The 21,617-nt window shown below is 63.0% G+C and carries 14 protein-coding genes; 7 read left to right on the forward strand and 7 right to left on the reverse strand.

Translation table 11 applies throughout. The features are described 5' to 3' along the window. Positions 1-422: 422 nt before the first annotated feature. Together BWO91_RS14505 and BWO91_RS14510 are read right to left on the reverse strand one after the other, a co-directional pair. Complete coding sequence (locus BWO91_RS14505) at positions 423-1,487, reverse strand: sensor histidine kinase (protein ID WP_167620497.1); 1,065 nt, start codon at positions 1,485-1,487, stop codon at positions 423-425. Positions 1,488-1,501: 14 nt separating this feature from the next. Beyond that, positions 1,502-2,131: a response regulator gene (locus BWO91_RS14510; RefSeq protein WP_079003061.1), complete on the reverse strand. Its 630-nt coding sequence runs from the start codon at positions 2,129-2,131 to the stop codon at positions 1,502-1,504. Positions 2,132-2,743: 612 nt separating this feature from the next. Here BWO91_RS14510 and BWO91_RS14515 point away from each other — a divergent pair. The 3 genes from BWO91_RS14515 to BWO91_RS14525 all read left to right on the forward strand — a co-directional run bounded on the left by BWO91_RS14515 (position 2,744) and on the right by BWO91_RS14525 (position 7,957). Further along, positions 2,744-6,559, forward strand: a complete 3,816-nt coding sequence (locus BWO91_RS14515) for an efflux RND transporter permease subunit (RefSeq protein ID WP_079003062.1) — start codon at positions 2,744-2,746, stop codon at positions 6,557-6,559. A 306-nt stretch (positions 6,560-6,865) separates the two neighbouring features. After that, entirely contained in the window at positions 6,866-7,300 is a 435-nt protein-coding gene (locus tag BWO91_RS19730) for a YybH family protein (RefSeq protein WP_138944973.1), read from the forward strand. A gap of 57 nt (positions 7,301-7,357) precedes the next feature. Then, a complete protein-coding gene (locus tag BWO91_RS14525; RefSeq protein ID WP_079003064.1) occupies positions 7,358-7,957 on the forward strand; it encodes a DUF305 domain-containing protein in 600 nt (199 codons plus the stop codon). A gap of 63 nt (positions 7,958-8,020) precedes the next feature. Here the strand turns inward: BWO91_RS14525 and BWO91_RS14530 are convergent, their stop codons facing one another. The 5 genes from BWO91_RS14530 to BWO91_RS14550 form a co-directional block, all read right to left on the reverse strand. Beyond that, positions 8,021-9,241, reverse strand: a complete 1,221-nt coding sequence (locus tag BWO91_RS14530) for an MFS transporter (protein ID WP_205847531.1) — start codon at positions 9,239-9,241, stop codon at positions 8,021-8,023. Positions 9,242-9,601: 360 nt separating this feature from the next. Continuing rightward, on the reverse strand, positions 9,602-11,020 hold the full coding sequence (locus BWO91_RS14535) for a helix-turn-helix transcriptional regulator (protein WP_167620498.1): 1,419 nt from the start codon (positions 11,018-11,020) through the stop codon (positions 9,602-9,604). A 126-nt stretch (positions 11,021-11,146) separates the two neighbouring features. Continuing rightward, positions 11,147-12,070, reverse strand: a complete 924-nt coding sequence (locus BWO91_RS14540) for a class C sortase (RefSeq protein ID WP_079003067.1) — start codon at positions 12,068-12,070, stop codon at positions 11,147-11,149. 125 nt (positions 12,071-12,195) lie between these two features. Next, a complete protein-coding gene (locus BWO91_RS19735) occupies positions 12,196-13,701 on the reverse strand; it encodes a SpaH/EbpB family LPXTG-anchored major pilin (protein WP_167620499.1) in 1,506 nt (501 codons plus the stop codon). Between the two features lie 67 nt (positions 13,702-13,768). Further along, positions 13,769-16,534, reverse strand: a complete 2,766-nt coding sequence (locus BWO91_RS14550; RefSeq protein ID WP_079003069.1) for an Ig-like domain-containing protein — start codon at positions 16,532-16,534, stop codon at positions 13,769-13,771. 410 nt (positions 16,535-16,944) lie between these two features. Between BWO91_RS14550 and BWO91_RS14555 the strand changes: the two genes are divergently transcribed. The 4 genes from BWO91_RS14555 to BWO91_RS19745 all read left to right on the forward strand — a co-directional run bounded on the left by BWO91_RS14555 (position 16,945) and on the right by BWO91_RS19745 (position 21,196). After that, the gene (locus BWO91_RS14555) at positions 16,945-17,763 is read left to right on the forward strand and encodes a helix-turn-helix transcriptional regulator (RefSeq protein WP_167620500.1); all 819 of its coding nucleotides are present in this window, start codon (positions 16,945-16,947) and stop codon (positions 17,761-17,763) included. Positions 17,764-17,945: 182 nt separating this feature from the next. Next, the gene (locus BWO91_RS14560; RefSeq protein ID WP_240555520.1) at positions 17,946-18,794 is read left to right on the forward strand and encodes an ABC transporter substrate-binding protein; all 849 of its coding nucleotides are present in this window, start codon (positions 17,946-17,948) and stop codon (positions 18,792-18,794) included. A 363-nt stretch (positions 18,795-19,157) separates the two neighbouring features. Continuing rightward, a complete protein-coding gene (locus tag BWO91_RS19740) occupies positions 19,158-20,120 on the forward strand; it encodes an iron chelate uptake ABC transporter family permease subunit (protein WP_205847532.1) in 963 nt (320 codons plus the stop codon). After that, positions 20,117-21,196, forward strand: a complete 1,080-nt coding sequence (locus BWO91_RS19745; protein WP_240555521.1) for a FecCD family ABC transporter permease — start codon at positions 20,117-20,119, stop codon at positions 21,194-21,196. Before BWO91_RS19740 ends, BWO91_RS19745 begins: the two co-directional genes overlap by 4 nt. Positions 21,197-21,617 lie beyond the last annotated feature (421 nt).

Below are 21,617 nucleotides of genomic sequence, written 5' to 3' on the forward strand. Positions count from 1 at the left end.
CGGAGCTCGCGTGCGTCCAACTCGGCCGATTACTGAGCGGCCTCCATCCGAATCGAGCCGACTCGAGCTGCAGCTCCTGTTTCCCTCTCGGGAGCCACGCAACGTCCCACTCCAGCATGAACTGCACGAAGTGCTCAGTGTTCGAGATATATCGGTCGTCTGGTACGGACGCCTCCGGAGACGTCTCGACGACCACAGTCCACCAAGGCTCGACCGTATCCGGGTACACAAACACATGACGACCCTGCAGGTCGCCCCGCCGAATCCGCCCCACCCGGCCCTGGCTTCCCCAGAACTCACCCTCACTGACCACCACTGCCGCCGCCTCTCGCTGTCGATTTGGGACGGACAAGCTCGCCGGAATAGGTGATGAACCGAGATCCCGCAAGCCGATTTGTGTGATTTGAATGACCTCGCTCAAGTCAGCGAGGCAAGCGAAGGGTCAGGGTGAACGCTTCGGGGCCCACTGTCGCGGTGAGCACGCCGTCGAGTATCTCAGCACGCTCTCGCAGCCCCATGAGCCCATGCCCGCCAGGGAGATTATCGACGTCGGTAACAGGGAGGACGAGCTCGTTTCGAATGGAAACCAGAATCTCAGTTCCGGTGGCAACTGCACGAATCGATGCGTGTGCTCCTGGAGCGTGTTTGCGGACGTTCGTGAGACCCTCCTGAACGGTGCGATAGACAGCACGTTGAACCGGCAAGGGGAGATCCTCGGGCAGATCCAGCTCCGCTTCTCCTGGCGTCCCGCTGTTTGCGATGAGATCGGGCAGGTCCGCAACTGTCGGCTGGGGTGTGATGGGCTGTGAGGAGTCCTCGGCTCGGAGCAGACTGACCATCGCTCGGAGTTCATCCAGCGTACGGACCGCCAGCAGCCGAATGTTCTTGAGGGAGTGGTGGATGGGCCCATCAGCGGTGCTGACTTGGAGGGCGCCGGCTTGGACGGCGATGAGGCTCACCTGGTGGGAGACGACGTCATGCATTTCCCGCGCGATGTTCACGCGTTCTTCCCGCAGGAGCTCCATCGCGATAAGTTGTCGTTCACTTTCGCGGGACGCGTGGAGATCGGCTAGCCGAGCGGCAAGTTCAGCCCGGGTGCGGATCAGAATGCCGAGAGCAACGGGCCCTCCTGCATAGAGGAGAGCGTAAGCCAGCGCAAGGATCGTGTACTGCGGTAGGGGCAAGCCTCGCCATGGCGCCGCGGCGACGGCGAAGACGACGAGTCCGGCAAGCACCAGGGCCCACCGTCGTTGTTCTCGACAGGCCACCGAGTACAAGGCGATGAGGCCGGCGAAGGCTGCCAGGCCGAGCGCGAACGCTGGTGCTGCGAGGAGCAGCGAGATCCATGGCCAGCGGTGTCGCACGAGCAGTCCTCCCGCCGCAGCCATCGCGATCCACGACTCGATCGGTGACGCCCAGTCGAGCGTCGTCAGACCTTCTGCGAATGCCACCGCCAAGAGCGCCAGATCGGCAGCGAGTGCGAGCATCTTCGAGCGTTGCATCAGCGGGGCGAGTGGCGCTCTGCGATGAGTGCCGCCTGGAGTCTGGAGGTGACTCCGAGTTTGGTGAGGATGCTGCTGACGTGGTCTTTGATGGTGGCGCTGCTGAGGTGCATCGCTTCGCCAATAGCCGCGTTGGAGGCTCCAGTATGGAGGAGCGCAAGTACTTCGCGTTCTCTCGAGGAGAGGCTGTCGACGCGCGAATCCCATCGCGTCGTCGAGCGAGTGGCTGCCAGGAGCGATCGCGAGACTTGGGGCGAGAGGACGATTCCACCTGCTGCCAGCGATCGGATCAACGCGGGTAATTGCTCCGGGTCGGTGTCCTTGACCAGAAACCCAGCCGCACCCAGGTGGAGTGCCGTGGCAATGTACTCGTCGGTGTCGAAGGTGGTCAGCACCGCGGTCGCCGGCGGCCGTGCCCACTGTTGCAGATCGCGGAGGACGTCGAGGCCGCTCCGACCAGGCATACGGACGTCGAGAAGTACCACGTCGGGATCGGAGCGAGTGATCTCGCCGACAGCAGACACGCCGTCGGTGGATGCGACGACCTCGATGTCGGGAGTCCCGCCGAGGATGAGCTCGAAGCCACCCCGGAACAACGCTTCGTCATCGATGATCGCGACCTTGAGCACTCTCTGCCTCCAATTTTCTCCACACTAGGGCGAACGAGGAGGCGCGAGATCGCCATGGCTCAGATACCCCCCGGACGGCGGGGGTGATTCCACCTCTTGTTCGATACGGGCGCTCTCGGTCTGCGTGAAGCTGGCATCGGTTCGCTCTTCAGGGCGGACGATCAGAGGAGGAGGACGGCTTGGCTCGGACGAACCGGCGGGCTTCGCAAGCTGAAGGTTGCGCTACATCGCCCTACGTCGCCATCGGCTTGATGGCGACGACACTCTTGGTCGCCGTCGTGCTCGGCATCGCGTTCTACGTTTCCGTTCTCCTGCGATGAACGTCCCCGCTCCAGTGCTCCTCTTGAATGCCCCACTCTCCATCGGTGAGCACAACCGCATTTCCACGTTCTGTCGCTGATCTCCGGGGTGCGCGAGCCACGTCGCCGAGTCGGGAGCCCGATGAGTGCACCCAGCACACCTGCCATGAGGTAGGGGTGATGAACGACCAGACGGCCGGGTGGGGGGGGTGTTCCCTCCGGGTGACGGATGGCGACCGGAATGCAGATCATAGACGCTTGACGATGTCGTGTTGTGTGCGCACTTACGGGTGCGGCCGGGTGAGGAGTGTGCATGTTCTTGACGCAGATGAGTCTGAAGAACCGTCTCTTGGTGGGACTGATCACCATCGCCGTCGCTGCCCTCGGAGTCCTTTCGATGGGCAAGCTGAAGCAGGAGATGATGCCGCCCACGACGACTCCGATGGCGTTCGTGTCAGTCCAGGTCGAAGGGATCGCCCCTGAGGAGATGTCACGGATCGCGACCGTGCCCTTGGAGACGGCGTTGCAGTCGGTTCCGAATGTGAAGAATGTATCGTCCACGACGTCGACGGGGTCGTCGAACGTGATTGTGGAGTGGCCATTCGAGAACGATGCGGACGAGACGCTTCGTGCGGTGAAAGCCGCTGCCGACGGGGTGAAATCGGCGTTGCCCGCGACTGCACAGATCGACGTGTTCTCAGGCAGCAACAGCGAGATCCCGGCCATGCAGCTCAGCGCCGGCAGTAGCGGAGATCAGGACGCATTCGGCGACGCTCTCGCGCAGAAAGTCGTGCCGGCATTGAAGAACGTGCCCGGGGTACAGAAAGTCGAACTCGCCGGCCGCGAGGAGCAGCGCATCGTGATCGATCTGCGCCAAGCGGATGTGAACCGACTCAGGGTGGATCCGACGCAGCTGGGTGCGGTACTCGAAGCGCACGGTGCTGCGGTGCCGGCCGGCCAGGCCGACTCTCCGGACGGGTCGACATCAATCTCAGTCGGCACCGCCACCACCAGCCTGGAAGACTTGCAGAACCTGCCGGTGAAAACCGAGGCCGCGATCGTCGCGCTGAAAGAGTTCGCTGACGTTCATGTCGAAAAGCTTCCCACCGGGAGCTTGTCCCGGGTGAACGGGAAACCGTCATTGACCATCACTGTGTCACCTGCCCAGGGTGCGAACGTAGTACAGATCTCCCACGTTGTGACTGCGGAACTCGACAGGCTGGCACCGAGCCTGAAGGCGGAGTTCGTGACGCTGTTCGATCAGGCTCCGGTGATCGAGCAGTCCATCCATGACCTGTCGGTCGAGGGCGGTCTCGGCCTCCTCTTCGCGGTGATCGTCATCCTCGTCTTCCTCGGCTCGTGGCGGTCGACGGTCATCGCCGCGATCTCGATTCCGCTATCGCTGTTGATCACGATGATCGGCCTCTTCGTCAGCAACAACACCTTGAACACGTTGACGTTGGGGGCACTCACGATCGCGATCGGCCGGGTGGTGGATGACTCGATCGTGGTCATCGAGAACATCAGTCGACGAGCGGAAACCGACGGGCTCGGTACGAGCAGTATCATCGCGTCTGTGCGGCAGGTGGCCGGGGCGATCACCGCATCCACCTTGACGACGGTGGCAGTCTTCCTGCCGATTGTGTTCGTCTCCGGAGCGGCCGGGCAGCTGTTCCGGCCATTCGCGGTGACCGTGTCGATCGCACTCCTCGCATCCTTGCTGGTGTCGTTGACGATCGTGCCGGTTCTCGCTTCGATGTTCATGCGGATGAAGCACCAGGACGCCCTCGCGATCACCTCGCCCGACACGCACGAGGATGAGGCCGCTGTCGTTCATGTCGGCTCTGTGCATTCGTCGGACACTGCCCCCGTGGCCGAGTCCCTCACGACAGCCTCCTCAGCCTCTGGAGTTCGCCATCGTCCGGAGCGGCTGAACAGGACCAGTTCGGATAGCAGCGATGTGCCTGAGGACCGGCTGCAACGCGCGATCATGCCGAGCCTCCGAGTCACACGCCGCCACCCGGTGATCACGCTCGTCGCCTCCGGCATGCTCCTCGCGGTCACCCTCGGGATGGGCATCATGATCCCCACCGATTTCCTCGGCTCCTCCGGGAACGAGACCCTGGAACTTTCGCAGTCCCCCGGCACTGCGATCGACGGCGAGTTGGAGAGTGAACAGAGCGACAACGGTGACACTTCCCCCGGAGACGGCGCTGTCGAACCTGCTCCCGAAGCCGCGCCCGCGGAGGATGAATCTGCCGCAGAACCACCGTCGAGCGAGCAAGACCTGGTGACGGCGGCGACCGAGGTGGAGGAGGCCCTCAAGCGCGTCCAGGGTGTGAAGAGCGTGCTCACCAGCATCCCCGTCGGTGAGCAGCAGCCTGGGAAAGCCACCACGATCTCGTACACGCTGAGGCTCGAAGAGAACACCGACGTCGAACAGGTGAGGATTGCGGTGCAGGCGCGGCTCGACAAGATGCCCAAACCCGAGGAGTTCCGGCTCCTCACCCAAGACGCCTTCGTCGGCGACAGCGGTGCCGGCGGTGGGATCGATCTGCGAATTCAGGGCAACGACCCGGCAATGCTCAAGGAGGCCAGCGTCCTGCTTCAGGAACGTCTGAAGTCAGCTGCCGGAATCCAAACGGTGTACAGCGAGCTCGAGGGCGGGCAGAGCATCGTCCGAGTGAAGCTTGATGAGGTGCGCGCTGGGAAGCTCGGTTTCGACCGAGCCTCGGTCGCCAAAGCGATCCAAGACACCCTCCAGGGTGCACAAATCGGATCGCTCATGCTCGAAGGCGAAAAGCGCCCCATTGTCCTCCGCACGCCCGGCACGAAGTACACCGCTGCGCAGGTGGGCGAGATACTGCTTCCGGTGACGGCGGAACAGACGAGTCAGGCACAGAAAGTCGCCTCCGATGCGCTTGAGGCGAGAGCGCAGGCTGAAGCCGACGCCGCGAAGCGAACTGCCACGGCCGAGGTGAACAAGCAGATCGCTGCTGCCCGCCAACAGCGTGCGGACGCGACATCGAGCATCGCCTCGCTGCAGCAGCAGCTCGCAGCACTTGCCGCGTCCCCCGTTGAGCCTCGACCTGAACCCGACGAGCAGGAGAAGGCTGCGGAAGAACGTCAAACGCAGCTCGCCGAACTCCAGAGCGCGATCGCCAATGCCGAGGCGAGCATCACCGCCGCAGACGAGCAGATCGCCCAGCTCTACCAGTCGCAACGCGATACGGCCGCCCAGGAAGCAGAAGCGAAGAAGGCAGCAGACGAGCTGAAGGCGGTCACCGAGCTGCGCGGCACCCCGCTGAAGGTCAGCGACATCGCTACGGTCGAGAACGAACTCGTCCCGCCGATGATCAGCCGTGACAACGGCGAACGAATAGCGGCCCTCACCGTGACACCAGAGAAGGGGAAGCTCAGTCAGGCAAACGCCTCCGTGCAGGAAGCGATCCAAGGGACCCAACTCCCCGCGGGCGTCACCTTCGACATCGGAGGCGTGAGTGAGCAGCAGGACGAGGCGTTCAGCCAGTTGGGGATGGCGATGATCATGGCCATCATGCTGGTACTCATCGTCATGATCGCTACGTTCCGCAGCTTCCGGCAACCCTTCGTGCTGCTCGTTTCGATTCCGTTCGCGGCAACCGGTGCGATTCTTGGGCTCCTCCTCACCGGCACTCCTCTCGGACTCCCGGCGCTGATCGGGCTGCTCATGCTCGTCGGCATCGTGGTGACGAATGCGATCGTGCTGATGGATCTCATCAACCGTTTCCGCGAGGAAGGGTCACCACTGGATGAAGCAGTCACGAACGGCACCCGGCTCCGGTTGCGGCCGATTTTGATGACCGCCGCGGCAACGATCTTCGCGCTGGTCCCGATGTCGCTCGGCCTGACCGGTGGTGGTGCGTTCATCTCCCGACCGCTTGCGATCGTGGTCATCGGCGGACTCCTCAGCTCCACCCTGCTCACCCTGATCCTCGTCCCGATCCTTTACACCTGGATCGAGCACGCCCGGGAGCAGAGAATCGAGCGTCGCACTTTGCGCCGCAGCGCCACCCTCGATGAGACACGGACAAGTTCGGAACACGAGGAGGTCGACGCATTCGAAAGAACGCTGCGTTCGACCCCCTGACGGCACGCGCGTCTGTGGGGTCGCCTGTGACTGAGGTGGGGTCCCGCAGAAGGTCCGACGGCGATCGGGACCGACACCGTCGAGCGGACAGTACATCTCCTCGATCGAGCACCCCGTCACCCCTGCCACCGCCCACGGACGCGCATATGACGAGTATTTTCACGCCCTCCCAGGCACGAGACGACCGCGACGCAGAGTACGGTGACCAAGCATCTCGGATAAGTACTGCACGATGCACTTTTCTCGCGTAGCTGACAGCACTACGAGAATCATGGGATACCACCAGTGAGGCACGAAGCGGACAGCATGAGCACCAGACACCAATCCAATTCTCGCAATCTCACCGACGACCCCTCATTCCTAGGCGCGGTCGCGCGCGTCGACATCGCCTTGAAAGCCATGGGTCACGGAGAATCAGAACTTTTCGCGAACTGTTGGGCCCACCGTGAAGACACTTCCCTGTACGGCGCCTTCGGAACACGCGAACATGGCTTCGAAGCGATCAGCGCAACCCTTGCATGGGTAGCAAGCCGGCTGTCGGACGGCGATCTGGTACCGCAATACGAGCTGATGACATCTTCTGCAGATTTCGGCTACACGGTCGGATTCGAACGCGGCTTCCTGCGCGTGGATGGCGGCGAGCCAGGTCCATTCGAGGTACGAGTCACGCACGTCTTCCGGAAGATAGAAGACGACTGGTTGATCGTGCATCGCCACGGCGATCATCCGCCGCGGCTGTAGAACGAGTTCCAGAAGCTCCCGACTGCGAGCCTCATCACCGACACCTGGAGAACACTCATGAAGATCCGACGCGCGTCGATCGCGGCACTCGCCCTCACCGCACTTCTTGCCCTCACGAGCTGCGGCGGAAACACCGCCCCCGGTGACGGAATGGAAGGCATGGACCACGGCGGCAGATCGTCCGCCCCCGCGACGAACGCAGCTGTGAATGATGCCGACCTCATGTTCGCCAACATGATGAAAGAGCACCATGCGCAGGCCATCGAGATGTCCGATGTCCTACTCGGCAAGGAAGGTGTCGATCAGCGCGTCGTCTCTCTCGCCGAACAGATCAAGGACGACCAGATGCCTGAGATCGAGATGATGGACCGGTGGCTCGAAGATTGGGGCGCCGACACCTCTGACATGGACAACATGGACCACGGTGGCGGCACGATGTCCGAAGCGGAGATGCAAGCCCTCGAAGACGCTTCGGGCGCAAATGCCAGCCGTCTGTTCCTCGAGCAGATGATCCAGCACCATGAGGGGGCCGTCGACATGGCGCAAGACGAAGTCGACAACGGCCAGAACAGTGCCGCCATCGCACTGGCGAAGACCGTCATCGGCGCACAAACCGAGGAGATCGCGACGATGAAGGACATCCTCGCGACGCTGTGATCGATGTCGGAGTCGACCGCTGCGATGGCACGCGTGCCCCGGGTGTGGTCTTGGCCACCCAACTCACTCCTGGGGACTTGTTACTGCGGGAGCCGGAGGACGGGTGCGGAAGCGGGAGTGAACGAGCACGAACACCGTGACGACAGCCATGATCGCGGCGCCGGTGACGATCGGCAGCGACGGCCACAGTCCGTAGAGAGCAGTTCCTGCGGTCGGAGCAATGACGAACGTCAGCCCGGTCACCGCACCAAGGAGACCCGCGAGGCCCCCCTGTTCCTCTCTACGGACGAGGAGACTGGGCCCAGCGCTGTACCCGGGGATGGCGGTTCCCAGCCCGACACCGATAAGGACGACGGCCGCCAAGAGGCTCACGAGGCCGGCGTCGACAACAAGAAGAGCGAAGCCGGATGTCGCCACAACGCCTCCCACACGCAGCAGGATCGTCGGTGTCCAGCCGCTCCGCGGCACGATGACCACCTGCGCGAGAACCATGCCCACTCCCGCTGCGAGCAGAGAACCGCCGGTGACCAAGCCAGTGAACTCGGCGTCGAGTCCGAGGCGGTCTTGGACGATGAAGCCCATGATCACCTGAATGAACCCCAGAGCGGTGAACATCCCGAAGCCGGCGATCAAGAACGGCCACACACGACCGTCGAACGGCGAGACCCGAACGGGCTTCTCGACAAGCTCATGGCGTGGTTCTCGACGGAGCCGGAAGCCGATCAGCACCAGCCCGACCAAGAGGAGGCCGGGTACAGCTATGAGCGGGGCGAGCAAGCCGAAAACCGACAACACCCCGCCGATGACGGAGCCGCTGACCATCGCGATGCCCTGGACAGCGCCGACTCCGGCCATGCCATTTACCCGGGTTCGCTCGTCAGTCGTGACGTCAGCGATGTATGCCTGCGCCGTGGGCGGCACCGCTGCAATCGCGGACCCGAACCCGATCCCGCGCAGCAGCACGAACAGTGAGAACAGCGCAGCACCCGTGATCATCCCTGTCATTCCGAGCCAAGCGGATAGCCCGAAAAGTGCCATCGAAACGAGGCCGAGACAGAAGGCGGCAACGAGTACTGGCTTACGTCCCCACGATTGAGAACGGCGACCCCAGAACTGACTGGTCAGGACCACCATCATCGCGGCCGCGCTGATGGTGACTCCCACCTGCCACTCCGCGAGACCGACCTCGCGAGACAGCGGCGCGATGATCGGGTTGAGCGTCATCTGTCCGAGATAGATGAGGAAGACGGCTCCGAGCAGCACGGGAATCTGTGGGCGGGGCATGTCCGACGCGGTAGTCGTCTCCTGACTCGGTGACGTCATCGGTCCGCCTGACAACTGAAGCTTGATTTCGAGACCTTGGGCGGGATCAACATGAGTCCGGCCACAACTCGGGCGGATCCGGCAGCCCACTCTGTCGTGATCAACACGCGTTCCCTCTCGGTACATCCGTCTCGTTCAGGTATCAAACGCTCACATTCGAGTCCCGTGCCCGGTGAGACGGACACCGGCACTGCGGCGATCGAACAGAGACGTCGTGTTGCTCCTGACGCCACTGCCGTTCATTCTCCCCACCGATGGCGAACCTCGCACCCGCCAGGTTGCGGGAATTACGCGCTTGGTGATGGGTGTTGGGGACGACACCTACAGTTCGTAGAAACCGCTCTTCTCGAGTCGCTGGACCGCGTCTTCCCGTGACGAGGCTCCCACTTTCTTGAGCACGGCGGACGCTTGAGACTTCACTGTGCTGGTGGTGACATGGAGTCCATCCGCAATCTGTCGGTAGCTGCTGTCCGAACGCAGATGATGGGCGATGAGTCGCTCTCGTCGAGACAACACGGGCAACGTGAACTCGGGGGCGACGGGCGAGGGAATGGAGCGCATTCGCTCGAGGACCAAGCGCAAACGAGGCGCCAGGCTCCGATCGCGCGACAGCAAGAGTCTCCCAAGATCCAGAAGATCCTGAGTCGGGACAAGCATGAGGCCGAATGAAGGGTCGAGACGCCCGGTGTACTCGAGGGCCTCCAAGGCCTCTCGCACTGCGCTCTCGACGTTGCCAAGACGCATGTTCGCTACAGCCCGACGCAGGAGCGTTGCTGGCAAGGTCCAGCGGCTGTGGACAACCTTCATGCGGAGACAATCGTCCGTCGCACCGCGAGCACCGCGGTACTCCCCGAGCACGAGGTACGCCGATGACCGGATCATCGCCAGACACATGAAGTGCATTCCCGGCAAGGGAACGTCGCGAAGCATTGCAACGGCTTGGGCTGGGGAACCGCGCATGACATGGGCGATCGCTGTGAGGCCCAGAGCACAGGTGCGCACCATGGACGGCCCATTCGGTTGATCCGTGCCCTGAGCAACCCTTCCAGCCCTGACCAGGGTCGCCGTCAGATCTCCCTCGACGAACGCGTTCAGCGCCTCGATCAGTCGAACAAGGGAGAGAGCCGTCGGCTCGCTGCGGACGAGCGAACGGGCTCGTGGAAGGATCGCCCGAACTCGCGCAGCATCCATCGAGGTCAAGCCCAGGATCGCCTCAGCGACCGCCTGCATGTACTCCACACGCTCGTCGCCCCAACCTTGTTCCGCTTCCAGTACCCGGATCTCGGCGATCATCTGCTCCGCTGCGACATGGTCGCCATCAATGGCGAACGATGCTGCAGCGATTCCCAGAACTCGGTTTCGCCACTCAGCCCGAATCCCTCGATGCAGTTGGGGAAGCATCCGTTGAACATGCTCGTTGCTCCGAACAGCGTTGCCTTGATTGACGTAGACCTCCGCCAGCGCCGCCTCGAGAGCCAGCAACGATTCAACCGGACTCGTGCGATCTCCAAGATTCAAGAGGTCGTCTCTGATGGCATCGGCGAGGCCGATCGATGCTTCTGTGTCATCGGAACGGACACGGGCCATCACCATCCCGGCGAGGACCGTCTGACGTTCACCGTCTTCGAACTTCTTCGCATCGGAGAGGGAGCAGCGGCGGAGGATGTCGACGGATACCAGCTCAGGGAATCGCCCGCCCCGGAGCGATGAGTCCACGATCGACTGTGCTGCTTCCAACATCCGCATCGCCCTTTCCACCCCACCAATCTGTCGCAGCGACCGGCCACCGGAGGTGGCTTTCCTGACACACATAAGCACCGCGCCATGCCTTGAGCGAAAATGTGTCCCGCTGCAACGTCGGCAGTCTCAGCTGTTCCTGACCGCTCGCCACCGACGCTTCCATCCGTTGAAGTACCACCCGCTGACGACACCGATGGCCGCTGTCGCGACGACCACCCACCAAGGGAAACCAGGGACGTCCGGTCGAGACGCCATGTCGTTGATGTCCTGCTGGGGAGTGGGAAGTACCCGCTGTGCTGTGACGAGGATCCGGTGTGTGTTGATTCCGAGTGGTGTGCAGGTCACGAGTGTAATCAGGTCGGCACCATCTACGGGACGGATCTCTTCCGTATTGTCGGGTGAAACTACCTGGATCTCGAAGATTCTGTACGTGAGCACCTGGTTCAGCACTTCGATGTTGATGGAGTCACCTTTCCGGACTTCGGAAAGTCGCGTGAACATCTCTGCGCTGGCCAACCCTCGATGACCGGTGAGAACCGCTTTCGTTCCCTTGCCACCCACAGGCAGCGATGTTCCCTGCAGGTGACCGACACCTTTGAGCAGGGTTTCGTCCGATGTGCCGTGGTAGACAGGAAGGTCGAGACCGATCGAGGGGATTCGGATGCGAGCCAACGTCCCCGTCGGTTCAGCGCGAAGCAGCTGGTCGTATTCGACGCTCGCCCCCGTCTCGCCGGTTCCGATCGCGACGTTTTCTCCTCCTTTGAGGAGAGCGCCTGACTCGAGGAGGTCGTTGTAGCGGTGAGCCTCGTCGAGGCTCGCCTTCATCTCGGAAGCAGCAGTCTCGGCATTTGCCGTTGTCTGATCGTGCACGACGTTCGACTGATTGAACTGCGAGACCCAGGCGGCCGAGATCGGGTACAGCAGGAGACCGACTCCCAAAAGCGTGCACAGCGCGATCAATGTGTCGGGCCACCGGAACCCTCGCCTCAGGAGAATCGGTTGTCGTGCGTGTCGTGCCGCCGGAGCGTGTCTTGTCAGATGACGAGCCATCGAACCTCCAAAGAGTGAGTCCGCGCTTACCCGCGGAGAAAACGCGATGACCGTGACGCAGGCCCGACCCGCGTCACGGTCATCCACAGTCAGACGGTCCCGATGTCCGCCCGACAACTACTGGATCAGCCCTGTCCGGCCATTGATCCACCGGTCTCTGACTGGTCCTTGCGACGACGGAGGAGGAACAGTACGACGCCTGCGAGCAGGAACGAAGAGCCGGCGACGATGATAATGACGCTGCCCGACGCACCGGTCATCGGCAACGATGGAAGATCACCCACATCGCTACCGATCTGCGTGTTGACGACCTCGATCGACGAGTCCGCGCCGCTCACCGTGAGCATCATTCCTCCGGCGAGTCCTTTGTACCCGGCCGGGACAACTGTCTCGTACACGCAGTACTTCCCTGCGGCGAGCACCGCGTCAGGGGTATTACCGGAGGAGTCTGACGTCTGAGTACCCAACACTTGGACCTGGTACGGGTCGCTGGCGGGAGTCGCGGCGCAGCTCGTAGCAGCATCGTCCGCGCGGTAGAGCACGAACTGAGCGCCGGCTAGGGGAACGGTTGCCGTGACGCCCTTGTTTCGCGCGACGTTCCGGACGTGGACACCCGAGAAGAAAGCTTCCGGGTTCTGGACGGAGGGACCAGTGCCGGGGGCGGTACTTACTCCATTCACCGTGATCGTGGCCTCGTTGGCGGTACTGCCCGATGAGACGGCATCGGTTGCGATCTCGAGGTAGATGCGTCCGCCGATGTTCGCATTGACGAGTTCCAATCCGGCGGCAGTGAAGCTCAGCACCACTTCTGCACCGCGCGATCCGTCAGGCTGAGTAAGCGTGTAATGGGTTCCGGAAATCAGATCCACATCGCTCGTCCCAGCCGCAAACATCTGGACACGACCTCGGGTGTATGTCACAGAGGGCGCAAGCTGATCGTTGATCCGCATCTCCGTGTACTGGTCTCCGCCCGCAAGCGGACTAATCGGAAGCATGACTTCGAACCAGATCTGGTCGCCGACCATCTCGGCGACTTTCGTTGCGCCTGATCCGGCCACAACGTTCTTCGGGTAGATGTGTGGGTTGTAGTTCCAGGTGGCGCTGACACCACCGTTACCCGGATATGGAACGGTCACGAGTGTCGGCTGGGATGCAGTGACGGCGTTGGCAGCAAGCGTGCTCTCGTACACGACGTATGCGCGATCAGCGGCCAGCGCGGCGAACGTGGTCTCACCCGTCGTCGAGCTGGTCTCTTGCTCGACGCCGCAGCTCAGAGTGAGCGCAGTGCCGTTTTCTGAGACAACCGGCGCAGCACCGTTTGTACCTCCCGAGAGTGCGAGGCCAGCGATGTAGCCCCAAGAAGCGGCCGTGGTGAGATCGAGACCGTCGACGGAGCAGACCGTGAACCCAGCAACAAGCGGTGTCGCCCCTGTGGCGTCGAGTTGTGAACCGTCGTTGGGCCCGAGCGATGTGCCGCGCTGCTCCAGCTTGTGGACCGTGATCGTTCCAGTGCCGGCATCGCCTGGTGCGGCGGACGCAGGCAAAGCGACGAGCGCCGATGCGCCGAGGACGAGGAAGGCTGCGGTGATGGCCGCAAGCTTCGTCCCTCGCCCTGAAGATGTGTGAACCACGAGATTTCCTTTCAACTGTGGTGCATTGCGTCGCCGAGTGAGTACGCGGCGGCGATCGGTGGAAGTGTCAGACCCGTGCCCGGGCGGCGAGGACGGACCCACGGAGTCTGCTCAGGACCCACAGAGCCATCGCGAGTACCACGACGAGGCCCCCTGCTGTGGTGAACAACCACGCGCCTACGCCACCGGTCATTGGGAGGCCGGGGAGGTCTTGTGGCGAGGCGGCGACCACGCGAAGGACAGTGCGCTCGCCCTGCTCGATGATCACGGATGAGGGGTTCAGGTCCGTCCAGCAGCTTTCGGGCGCGTCCGCTGCCTGGCCTGCGAAGGCCGCGCAATTCGCAGCGTCACGGCGCAGCATCTGAATACCCAGCAACGAGAGTCCCTCCGGCACCGCGGCGGCCGCAGAGTACGTACCGGGCCGCGCCTCCGTGCGGACGAGCGAGGCATCGAGAGACACTGATGTACCTCCAGTCGCATCGGCCGAAACACTCCACCCATCGGTCGGATCGTTCGTCGGCCCGTTCAGCTGTTTCGTGACGAACGAAAGGTGGCTCGTCTGGTTGGTGAACGCGCAAGTGATCGGTTCGGCAACGAGCGTCGTAGCTCCGATGACGAGTCGCCTCGTAGACGCATCGAACACGGAAGAATCGAGCGGACGAGCGTCGCCGTCGACACAAGCCAGTTCTCCTCGCTGCGTGTAGAGCGATGCGTTGGCATCGGGTCCGGGTGTGCTTCGAAAGCGCTCGGAGATCGTGTAGGTCACTCCACGTTCGAGTTCCGCCCCGGTGGCACCGCTGATCAGCTCGGTCGCCGTCGCCGATGCCGCTGTGACCTCCCAATTGGAAGCGGAGACCGAAGGCAGAGTGGGGTCACCACCGACCACAATGTCGGCGACCTTCGTGACGCCGACCACCACCACGTCTGTAGCGACCTGGTACTTGCAGGCGGCTGTCCGAGGCGACTCGTTGCCGGCGCGGTCCACCTGGGTAGCCGCGAACCCGTAGATTCCGTCCGGAAGCTCTGATACGACCGTGTAGCTCCAGGTGGATCCGGTGACCGTTGCGGTGCCGAGAAGAGTCTGGCCCTCATAGATTCGAGCCACACCTCCAACTTCCAAACCCGAACCTGACAGTGTCGGCGTCGCGTCCTTGGACGGAGTGGCCAAGCATTGGAAAGCGGGCGCCGCGGGAACCGTCGTGTCGATCGAGAAGGTGACGCCCCAGTTGGTGGCAGACGTCGGAGGGTCCGGATTTGACGGAGCACTGGTCAGGTAGTAACCGGACGTCTGCTCTGTCTGCAAAGCCAGGACGGTATAGGTGCCGTCGACGAGAGGCACTTGGGGAGCATAGGTGTAGCTCCAAGCGCCGGATGTGTCCACGATCACCGAGCATGCGGTGGTCGGTCCGCACTGCTGGTCGCCGTCGGCCAGGGTTGTGTTCGTCGCGGCGTTGATGTTGGAGATCGTGGATCCCGAGGCGAGTTTGAGGCTGATGGAGTGCCCGGGCGTTCCCGTGCCCGAGATCGTGACCGACTTACCCGACTGGAGATAGCCACCCTCAGAGGGAGTCGTGATGGTGGGGGCGTCGGGACGCGCGACACTGTAGTTGTAGTAAACGGAACCGACAGTCCATGACTCATCGATCCGTCCGGCCACGGGACGTTCTCCCGCGAACAGTTGACCAGCGGTGTAGGAGAGGAGGGGAGAGCCGTTGTTCGCGGTCACTGTCGCTGGGTTACGCGACTCAGGCCACACGACAAGACGGTAGTACCCCGTCCCGCCGGCGGATCGGAAGTCCACTCGTCCGTCGGCCTTCACGTTGTTCGTCAACCCCTGCGCCGCCGCTCCGGCGGTCCACGCCAGCGTCGGCCCCCCGGATGCCGCCGGAGGCACGTTCTTCACAACAGCCGAGTTACTCACGAGATCCCTGTGAGGAGTCACTCCCGTGACATGTATCGGCGCAGTGTTGATCGATGTCACAAGGCTGCCGTCCTCGTGAACCCACGCGTACCAGAAGCTGTCGCTGACGGATCCGGCTGGGCCGGTCGCCACGGATGTGAACGCGAAGTTCGTCAGATCGACCGGGAGCGAGTTCGGCGGAAGAACGCCGGCCGGCTGTCCATTCAATCCGTAGTCGATGACCTGGCCCCAGTTCGCTTGGTTCCCAGACCAGAGGTTGTAGGTGGCGTCGTATTGCACCTGGACCACAGGTCCTGAACGGCTCGCGACACCCCACCCGTCTGCATAGATTCTGAGGTCGACGGGGAACACCGTCTGGGCGCCGGGGATCCAACTGGTGTCAATGGTGCTGGCGACTGCGCTGTTCGCCAACGAGAAGTACAGGTTCATCTGCCCAGAGTGCCCACCTGGAACGTTGTTTCCAGCGCTCGGGGGAACGTCCATGTCTCCTTCGACGGAGATGACGAGATAGTCGTTCTCCCCCGCCGCGATCACCTTATGCACGGTGAAGAACTCACCCCGGTTGCTGGCCCAGACGGTTGCACCTGAAGCCGAGAATGTATTGATGTACTGCATGCTGCGATAAGACGGAACGCCGTTGTCGTTCCGCCCGTCATAGTCGTAACCGACGCGAAGGTACTTTCCATCGACCCGTTGCATGGCTCCGGTCGTCGCATTGACGTACCCGTGTGGCACCTTCAGAACGAACGAGGCGCGGAGCTCGTCGATTGCCGAGTCCATCTTGGAGTTGTTGGCGTGGAACTTCACTATCTGTGGGGCCGCAACGGGGGCAGCCTGCGCCGGCGGCGCTGCCGTCAGCGCGATGCCGAAGACCGAGATCGACGCCGCGACGACGACCGAACCGACGACCATCCGCAGGAACGACCATCGTCGGGTTTGCGGACGGGAGGAATGTCCTCGAAACACGGCACTGCTTTCTCGTCATACCCGTCGGTCGTGCGCAAGAGCTGACTACCCGACGGGTTCGGTTCGTGATTCTCGGAGCGGAGGATGGACGTCGATCACGCCGCGAAGGCGTCATGCGGTGATGATCGCGCGAGCGGATGACCGGACTCGGGATGAGGTCCTTCGGTGACAGATCTTGCCAGCGCACAGGTGTGTCCTGATGACGACCGCAAGTTGTTTCATCCCACTTTTCAACCGCCCCCATGCCGTGCTGGCTCCACGGAGGGACGGAGGTGGCGACAGCACGTCCAGCCGTCGGAGCCGGCACTACGCTGGCCGACATTGGCTTCGACTATCGAACACCAGCGAGGAAGACCATGCTGCTCTCCGACCAGACCACCACCGCGCTCGACGCCTCCAGCGCGATCATCGGAACACACACCAACTCCTTCGTCGTGACGCACGGTGAAGCATGGGAGTGGCATCAGCACGATGTCGACGAGCTACTTTGGGGAAGTCGCGGGTCTCTCGTCGTCGAGACAGGGGCAGGCGTCCATGCCCTCCCAGGGCATTACGGGCTCTGGATACCGGCCGGCGAAGCGCACCGAGTGACTGCCGCACCGGGAACCTCGTTCGCCTGCACCTTCCTCTCGCCGGACCTCGGCGATCCGCCTCGCTCCGGGGTCGGAGCTGTGTGCATGCCCGCAGCAGCCAGCGCTCTCCTTGACGAGCTCGGTCGCAACGACCTCGCTGCCGAAACACGACGCCTAGCCGAGCTCTTGATTCCGCGACTGCTTGAACCGGCCGAGATCATCCGTCTGCACCTCAGTTTGCCGGAGGACGATCGGGCTCGACGCGTGGCCGAAGAAGTCCGGGGCGACCCCGCAGACGCACGAACGCTCGGGGAATGGGGCGCAGTCGTGGGTTCCAGCGAGCGCAATCTGTCGAGGCTGTTCCGCCGGGACACCGGGCTGAGCTTCCTGGAGTGGCGGACGCGAGCACGGATGCTCGCTGCACTCGAGCTCCTCGCCGCAGGGATACCTGTCGGTGCAGTCGGACGAAGAGTTGGGTACACGACTCCGAGCGCGTTCGTGCAGGCGTTCCGGCGCGAGTTTGGAACAACGCCGGGTCGTCTCGACTCGATCGCACGCGAATTCGTCGGGCAACCGACATTCGTTGGCCGGTTGGCGACATGATCGTAGGAGAGGATCAGGGAGGTGTCTAAGTAAGGCACACCTAACCACTCGAAGAGAAGATCTCCATGCCGCTCATACGTCCTCGTCTCCTCGCTGCCTCGGCGTGCATCGCTGCTACTGCATTCCTCTTGACGTCCTGCAGCTCCCCGTCCGATGTCTCGACCTCTCCCGACACGCTGACCGTGGACACCGACTTCGGTGAGGTGACAGTCCCTGTCGAGCCGAAGGCCGCACTCGGGTTCTACACGACCGATGTCGACATGTTGATCACGCTCGGATACCCCCTGGCCAAGGAGCAGCCGCTCCGAGACGATTGGAGTGCGTTCCCCAGCTTCTTCCCCCAAGACGAACTCGAGGGCATTAAGGGGTTCCACAATTTCCCAGAGTTCAACCTGGAGAAGGTACTGGACGTCGAGCCCGATTTCATCCTCAACGGACTCGGTTACGAGACCGACTTGCATGACAAACTCACGCCGATCGCGCCGACTTACACCTACAACGGATTCGATGGTGACGATTGGCGCGACAAGTTCGACAAGATCGCCGAGGACCTCGGTCGAGCGAAACAAGCGGAGGCCTGGCGAGACCAGTACGACGCTCGCGTGGCAGAACTCAAAGCTCAGCTCGACGAGAACGGCGTCGCCCCTGTCGTCGCGGATGTGACGTTCTGGGGAGGGCAGGTGCAGATCAGCTGCTACAGCATCTCCTGCCTGGTGTTCAAAGACCTCGGGTTGCAGATCAGCCCGCTCGCAGACGGCGATGGGGACGGCGAGCCGGACAGCACCGGCCGAGCGCTCAGTCCCGAGCAGGTCGGCGATCTGCGGGACATCGATCTCATCGTGACGACCGTCAATCAAGACGGATCCGACCTCATCACGAACAACGAAGCGGTCACGTCCAATCCGCTGTGGGCGTCCCTGCCCTTCGTAGTAAACGAACGAATCTACCCGTACAACCTCGAGATGACTTTCGGGTCTCCGAGCGGCCAGGACGCACTCCTCGAGGTGATCGGACAGGCTCTTCTCGAATGAGTCATGTCGTAACGCCCACTGTTAGCCGTGACGACGGCTGCAAGGCTCACCAGCCGGAGACGAATGCGACGGGGACCATGCGGCCAGGAGACCGTCAGCAGATTCCCCGTCGCATCCGCACGTCGGTCTTGATCGACGTGAACTGGGCCGACTCGTCGCACCGTGGGCTCGGGCCAGTCTTCGCCGGCGGGAGCCACGAAGCGGTTGGGCACAGGCACGAGGCTGTCGTCGACGTCAATGGACTCTAAGTTCGAACCCACGTCGTACTCATCGGGCCCTTTTTCTGGGCGAATGACAGCAACAGCAGAACGGGAACGAGCGGCTATCGGGGTGCCCACTCTTCGACGGCTAGCGGGATTCACCATGATGCTGGGCGCGCTGGCGTTCTGTGTTGCTGTCAGTCTTGTACTCGGGTCCAAGGACCTGTCGATGGAGCGGATAGCCGGCGGACTCTCCGGCACGGACTCTGACGCAAGAACGATCATGTTCACTCTTCGCGGATCGCGCACCGTTCTCGGGATCCTCGTCGGCGCCGCGCTCGGAATGGCCGGAGCCTTGATGCAAGCGTTCACCCGGAACCCGCTCGCGGATCCCGGCATCCTCGGAGTGAATGCCGGCGCGGCCTTCGCGGTGGCGGTCGGAGGCGCGGTGTTCGGCATCACGAGCCTGTCAGGCATCATCTGGTTTGCCCTGTGCGGGGCAATGGTCACCACTGTCGCCGTCTGGGCCATCGGAGCGGCGGGTCGCGGTGGACCCGACGCCCTTCGAATCACACTCGCAGGAGTGGCCATCGGAGCTGTTCTCAGCGGGTTCACGTCAGGGATCACCCTGCTGTTACCCGACGTGTTCGACCGGATGCGCGGATGGAACGCCGGAACCATCAGCAGCATTCCGTTCGATCAGTTCGGGTGGTTGCTGCCGTTCCTCGCGGTCGGGTTCGTGCTGGCCCTCCTCGTCGCGAAGCCGTTGAACACGTTGGCTCTTGGCGACGATCTCGCCGTCTCCCTGGGCTCCAGCGTCGTGCGTACGCGGATACTGGCGGTCGTCGCCGCTACACTGCTCTGCGCAGCAGCGACCGCGGCGGCGGGCCCGATCGCTTTCGTCGGGCTGATGGTGCCGCATGCTGTGCGGTGGTTCACCGGGCCCGACCAGCGTTGGATTCTTGCTGGCAGTGTCCTCACAGCACCCGTGCTGCTCCTGGCCAGCGACATCGGCGGGCGGCTCGTGCTTGCCAGCGGCGAGCTCCCGGTCGGAGTCGTCACCGCTTTCGTCGGCGGACCAGTCCTCATCGCCCTGGTGAGACGAAAAGGAGCAAGCGCGCTGTGACGGACATCATCTCCTCCGACCGATCGCGCATTGATCGTGGCTATCGCTACGGCGTGCTGCGAACCCGGGCGGGGCGCCTCAGCGTGATTGTCGGGATGCGTAGTGCGATCGCCACCTTCGTGCTCGTGGCTGCAGCGGCGGCTGTGGCGGTCGTGAGCCTCGGGTCAGGCGACTTCGTCGTGCCGATCCCGGACGTCATCGCCACAGTGCTCGGGGGCGGGACGCGCAAAACCCAACTCGTCGTGCTCGACTGGCGGATGCCGCGGGTTCTGCTTGCTCTCGCGCTCGGAGCTGCGCTCGGTGCCGCGGGGGCGATCTTTCAGTCACTGACACGGAACCCGCTGGGCAGTCCGGACATCATCGGCTTCGATTCGGGTGCCTATGCCGGCGCTCTCATGGTGATGACGACAGCAGGCACCGGCTATCTCGCCGTCGCCGCAGGCTCGCTCGCCGGAGGTCTCGCGACCGCGCTGCTCGTGTACGCGCTCGCCTACCGGCGGGGGTTCCACGGATTCCGCCTGATCATCGTGGGGATCGCGATTTCTGCCATGCTTGCGTCGCTGAACACCTGGATCATCCTCAACGCGGACCTTGAGCTCGCACTGTCCGCAAGTGCATGGGGCAGTGGCTCGCTCAATACGGTCGCATGGGCCCAAGCGTTGCCCGCGACGGTCATCATCCTCGCGCTCGGAGTGATTGCCGGACTTCTTTCACGAGGGATGCACGCCCTCGCAGTCGGCGACGAAGCCTCGACCGCGCTGGGCCTCCGTGGTGGCCGCGTGCGCCTCGAGCTCGTCGTGGTCGGTGTCGGCTTCACTGCAACTGCTACCGCTACAGCCGGCCCGATCGCATTCGTCTCACTCGCTGCACCCCAACTCGCCCGGCGTCTGACGCGCTCCGCTGGCGTCGCTCTGCCCGCATCCGCAGCGATGGGGGCCTTGTTGTTGGTGTCCAGTGACTTCGTTGCACAGCGGTTGTTTGCTCCCGCGCAGCTCCCAGCCGGCGTGATAACCGTGTGTCTCGGCGGCGCATATCTCATCTGGTTGCTGATCATGGAGGCGAAGAGACGGCCGTAGAGCTTCCGGGAGGGGAACGCCAGCGCGTGTGGGCGGCAATGACGCTCGCACAGGAGACACCACTTTGCTCCTGGATGATCCGACAACGCCCTCGTCCACCGCGCGCCAATACGCCGGAGTTCGACGCACGGCAGCAGCGGCCAACGCAACGACAGGTGCCCCTTGTTAGGTTTTGTGCGATTTGTTGCCGGTCCGAGGCGAGCCGTCGCATTGTTGTGATCACCGATCCGGAGCATCGAGCAGTAGTAGCACCCCACCCGGTGGCGGAACCTCCACGTGCACTTGGAAGATTCAGGCGACCGCGAAACTGATCGCAACACGGGATCCCGCTCAGTGAAGTGGCCACGATCGCTGATGGGGCGAAGGCGTCCATCATCCGCTGTTCATCGCGGCCAGGGCACTACGGATCGGTTGACGATCA

Origin of the sequence: Plantibacter flavus (assembly GCF_002024505.1) — a bacterium.
GTDB lineage: Bacteria > Actinomycetota > Actinomycetes > Actinomycetales > Microbacteriaceae > Plantibacter > Plantibacter flavus_A.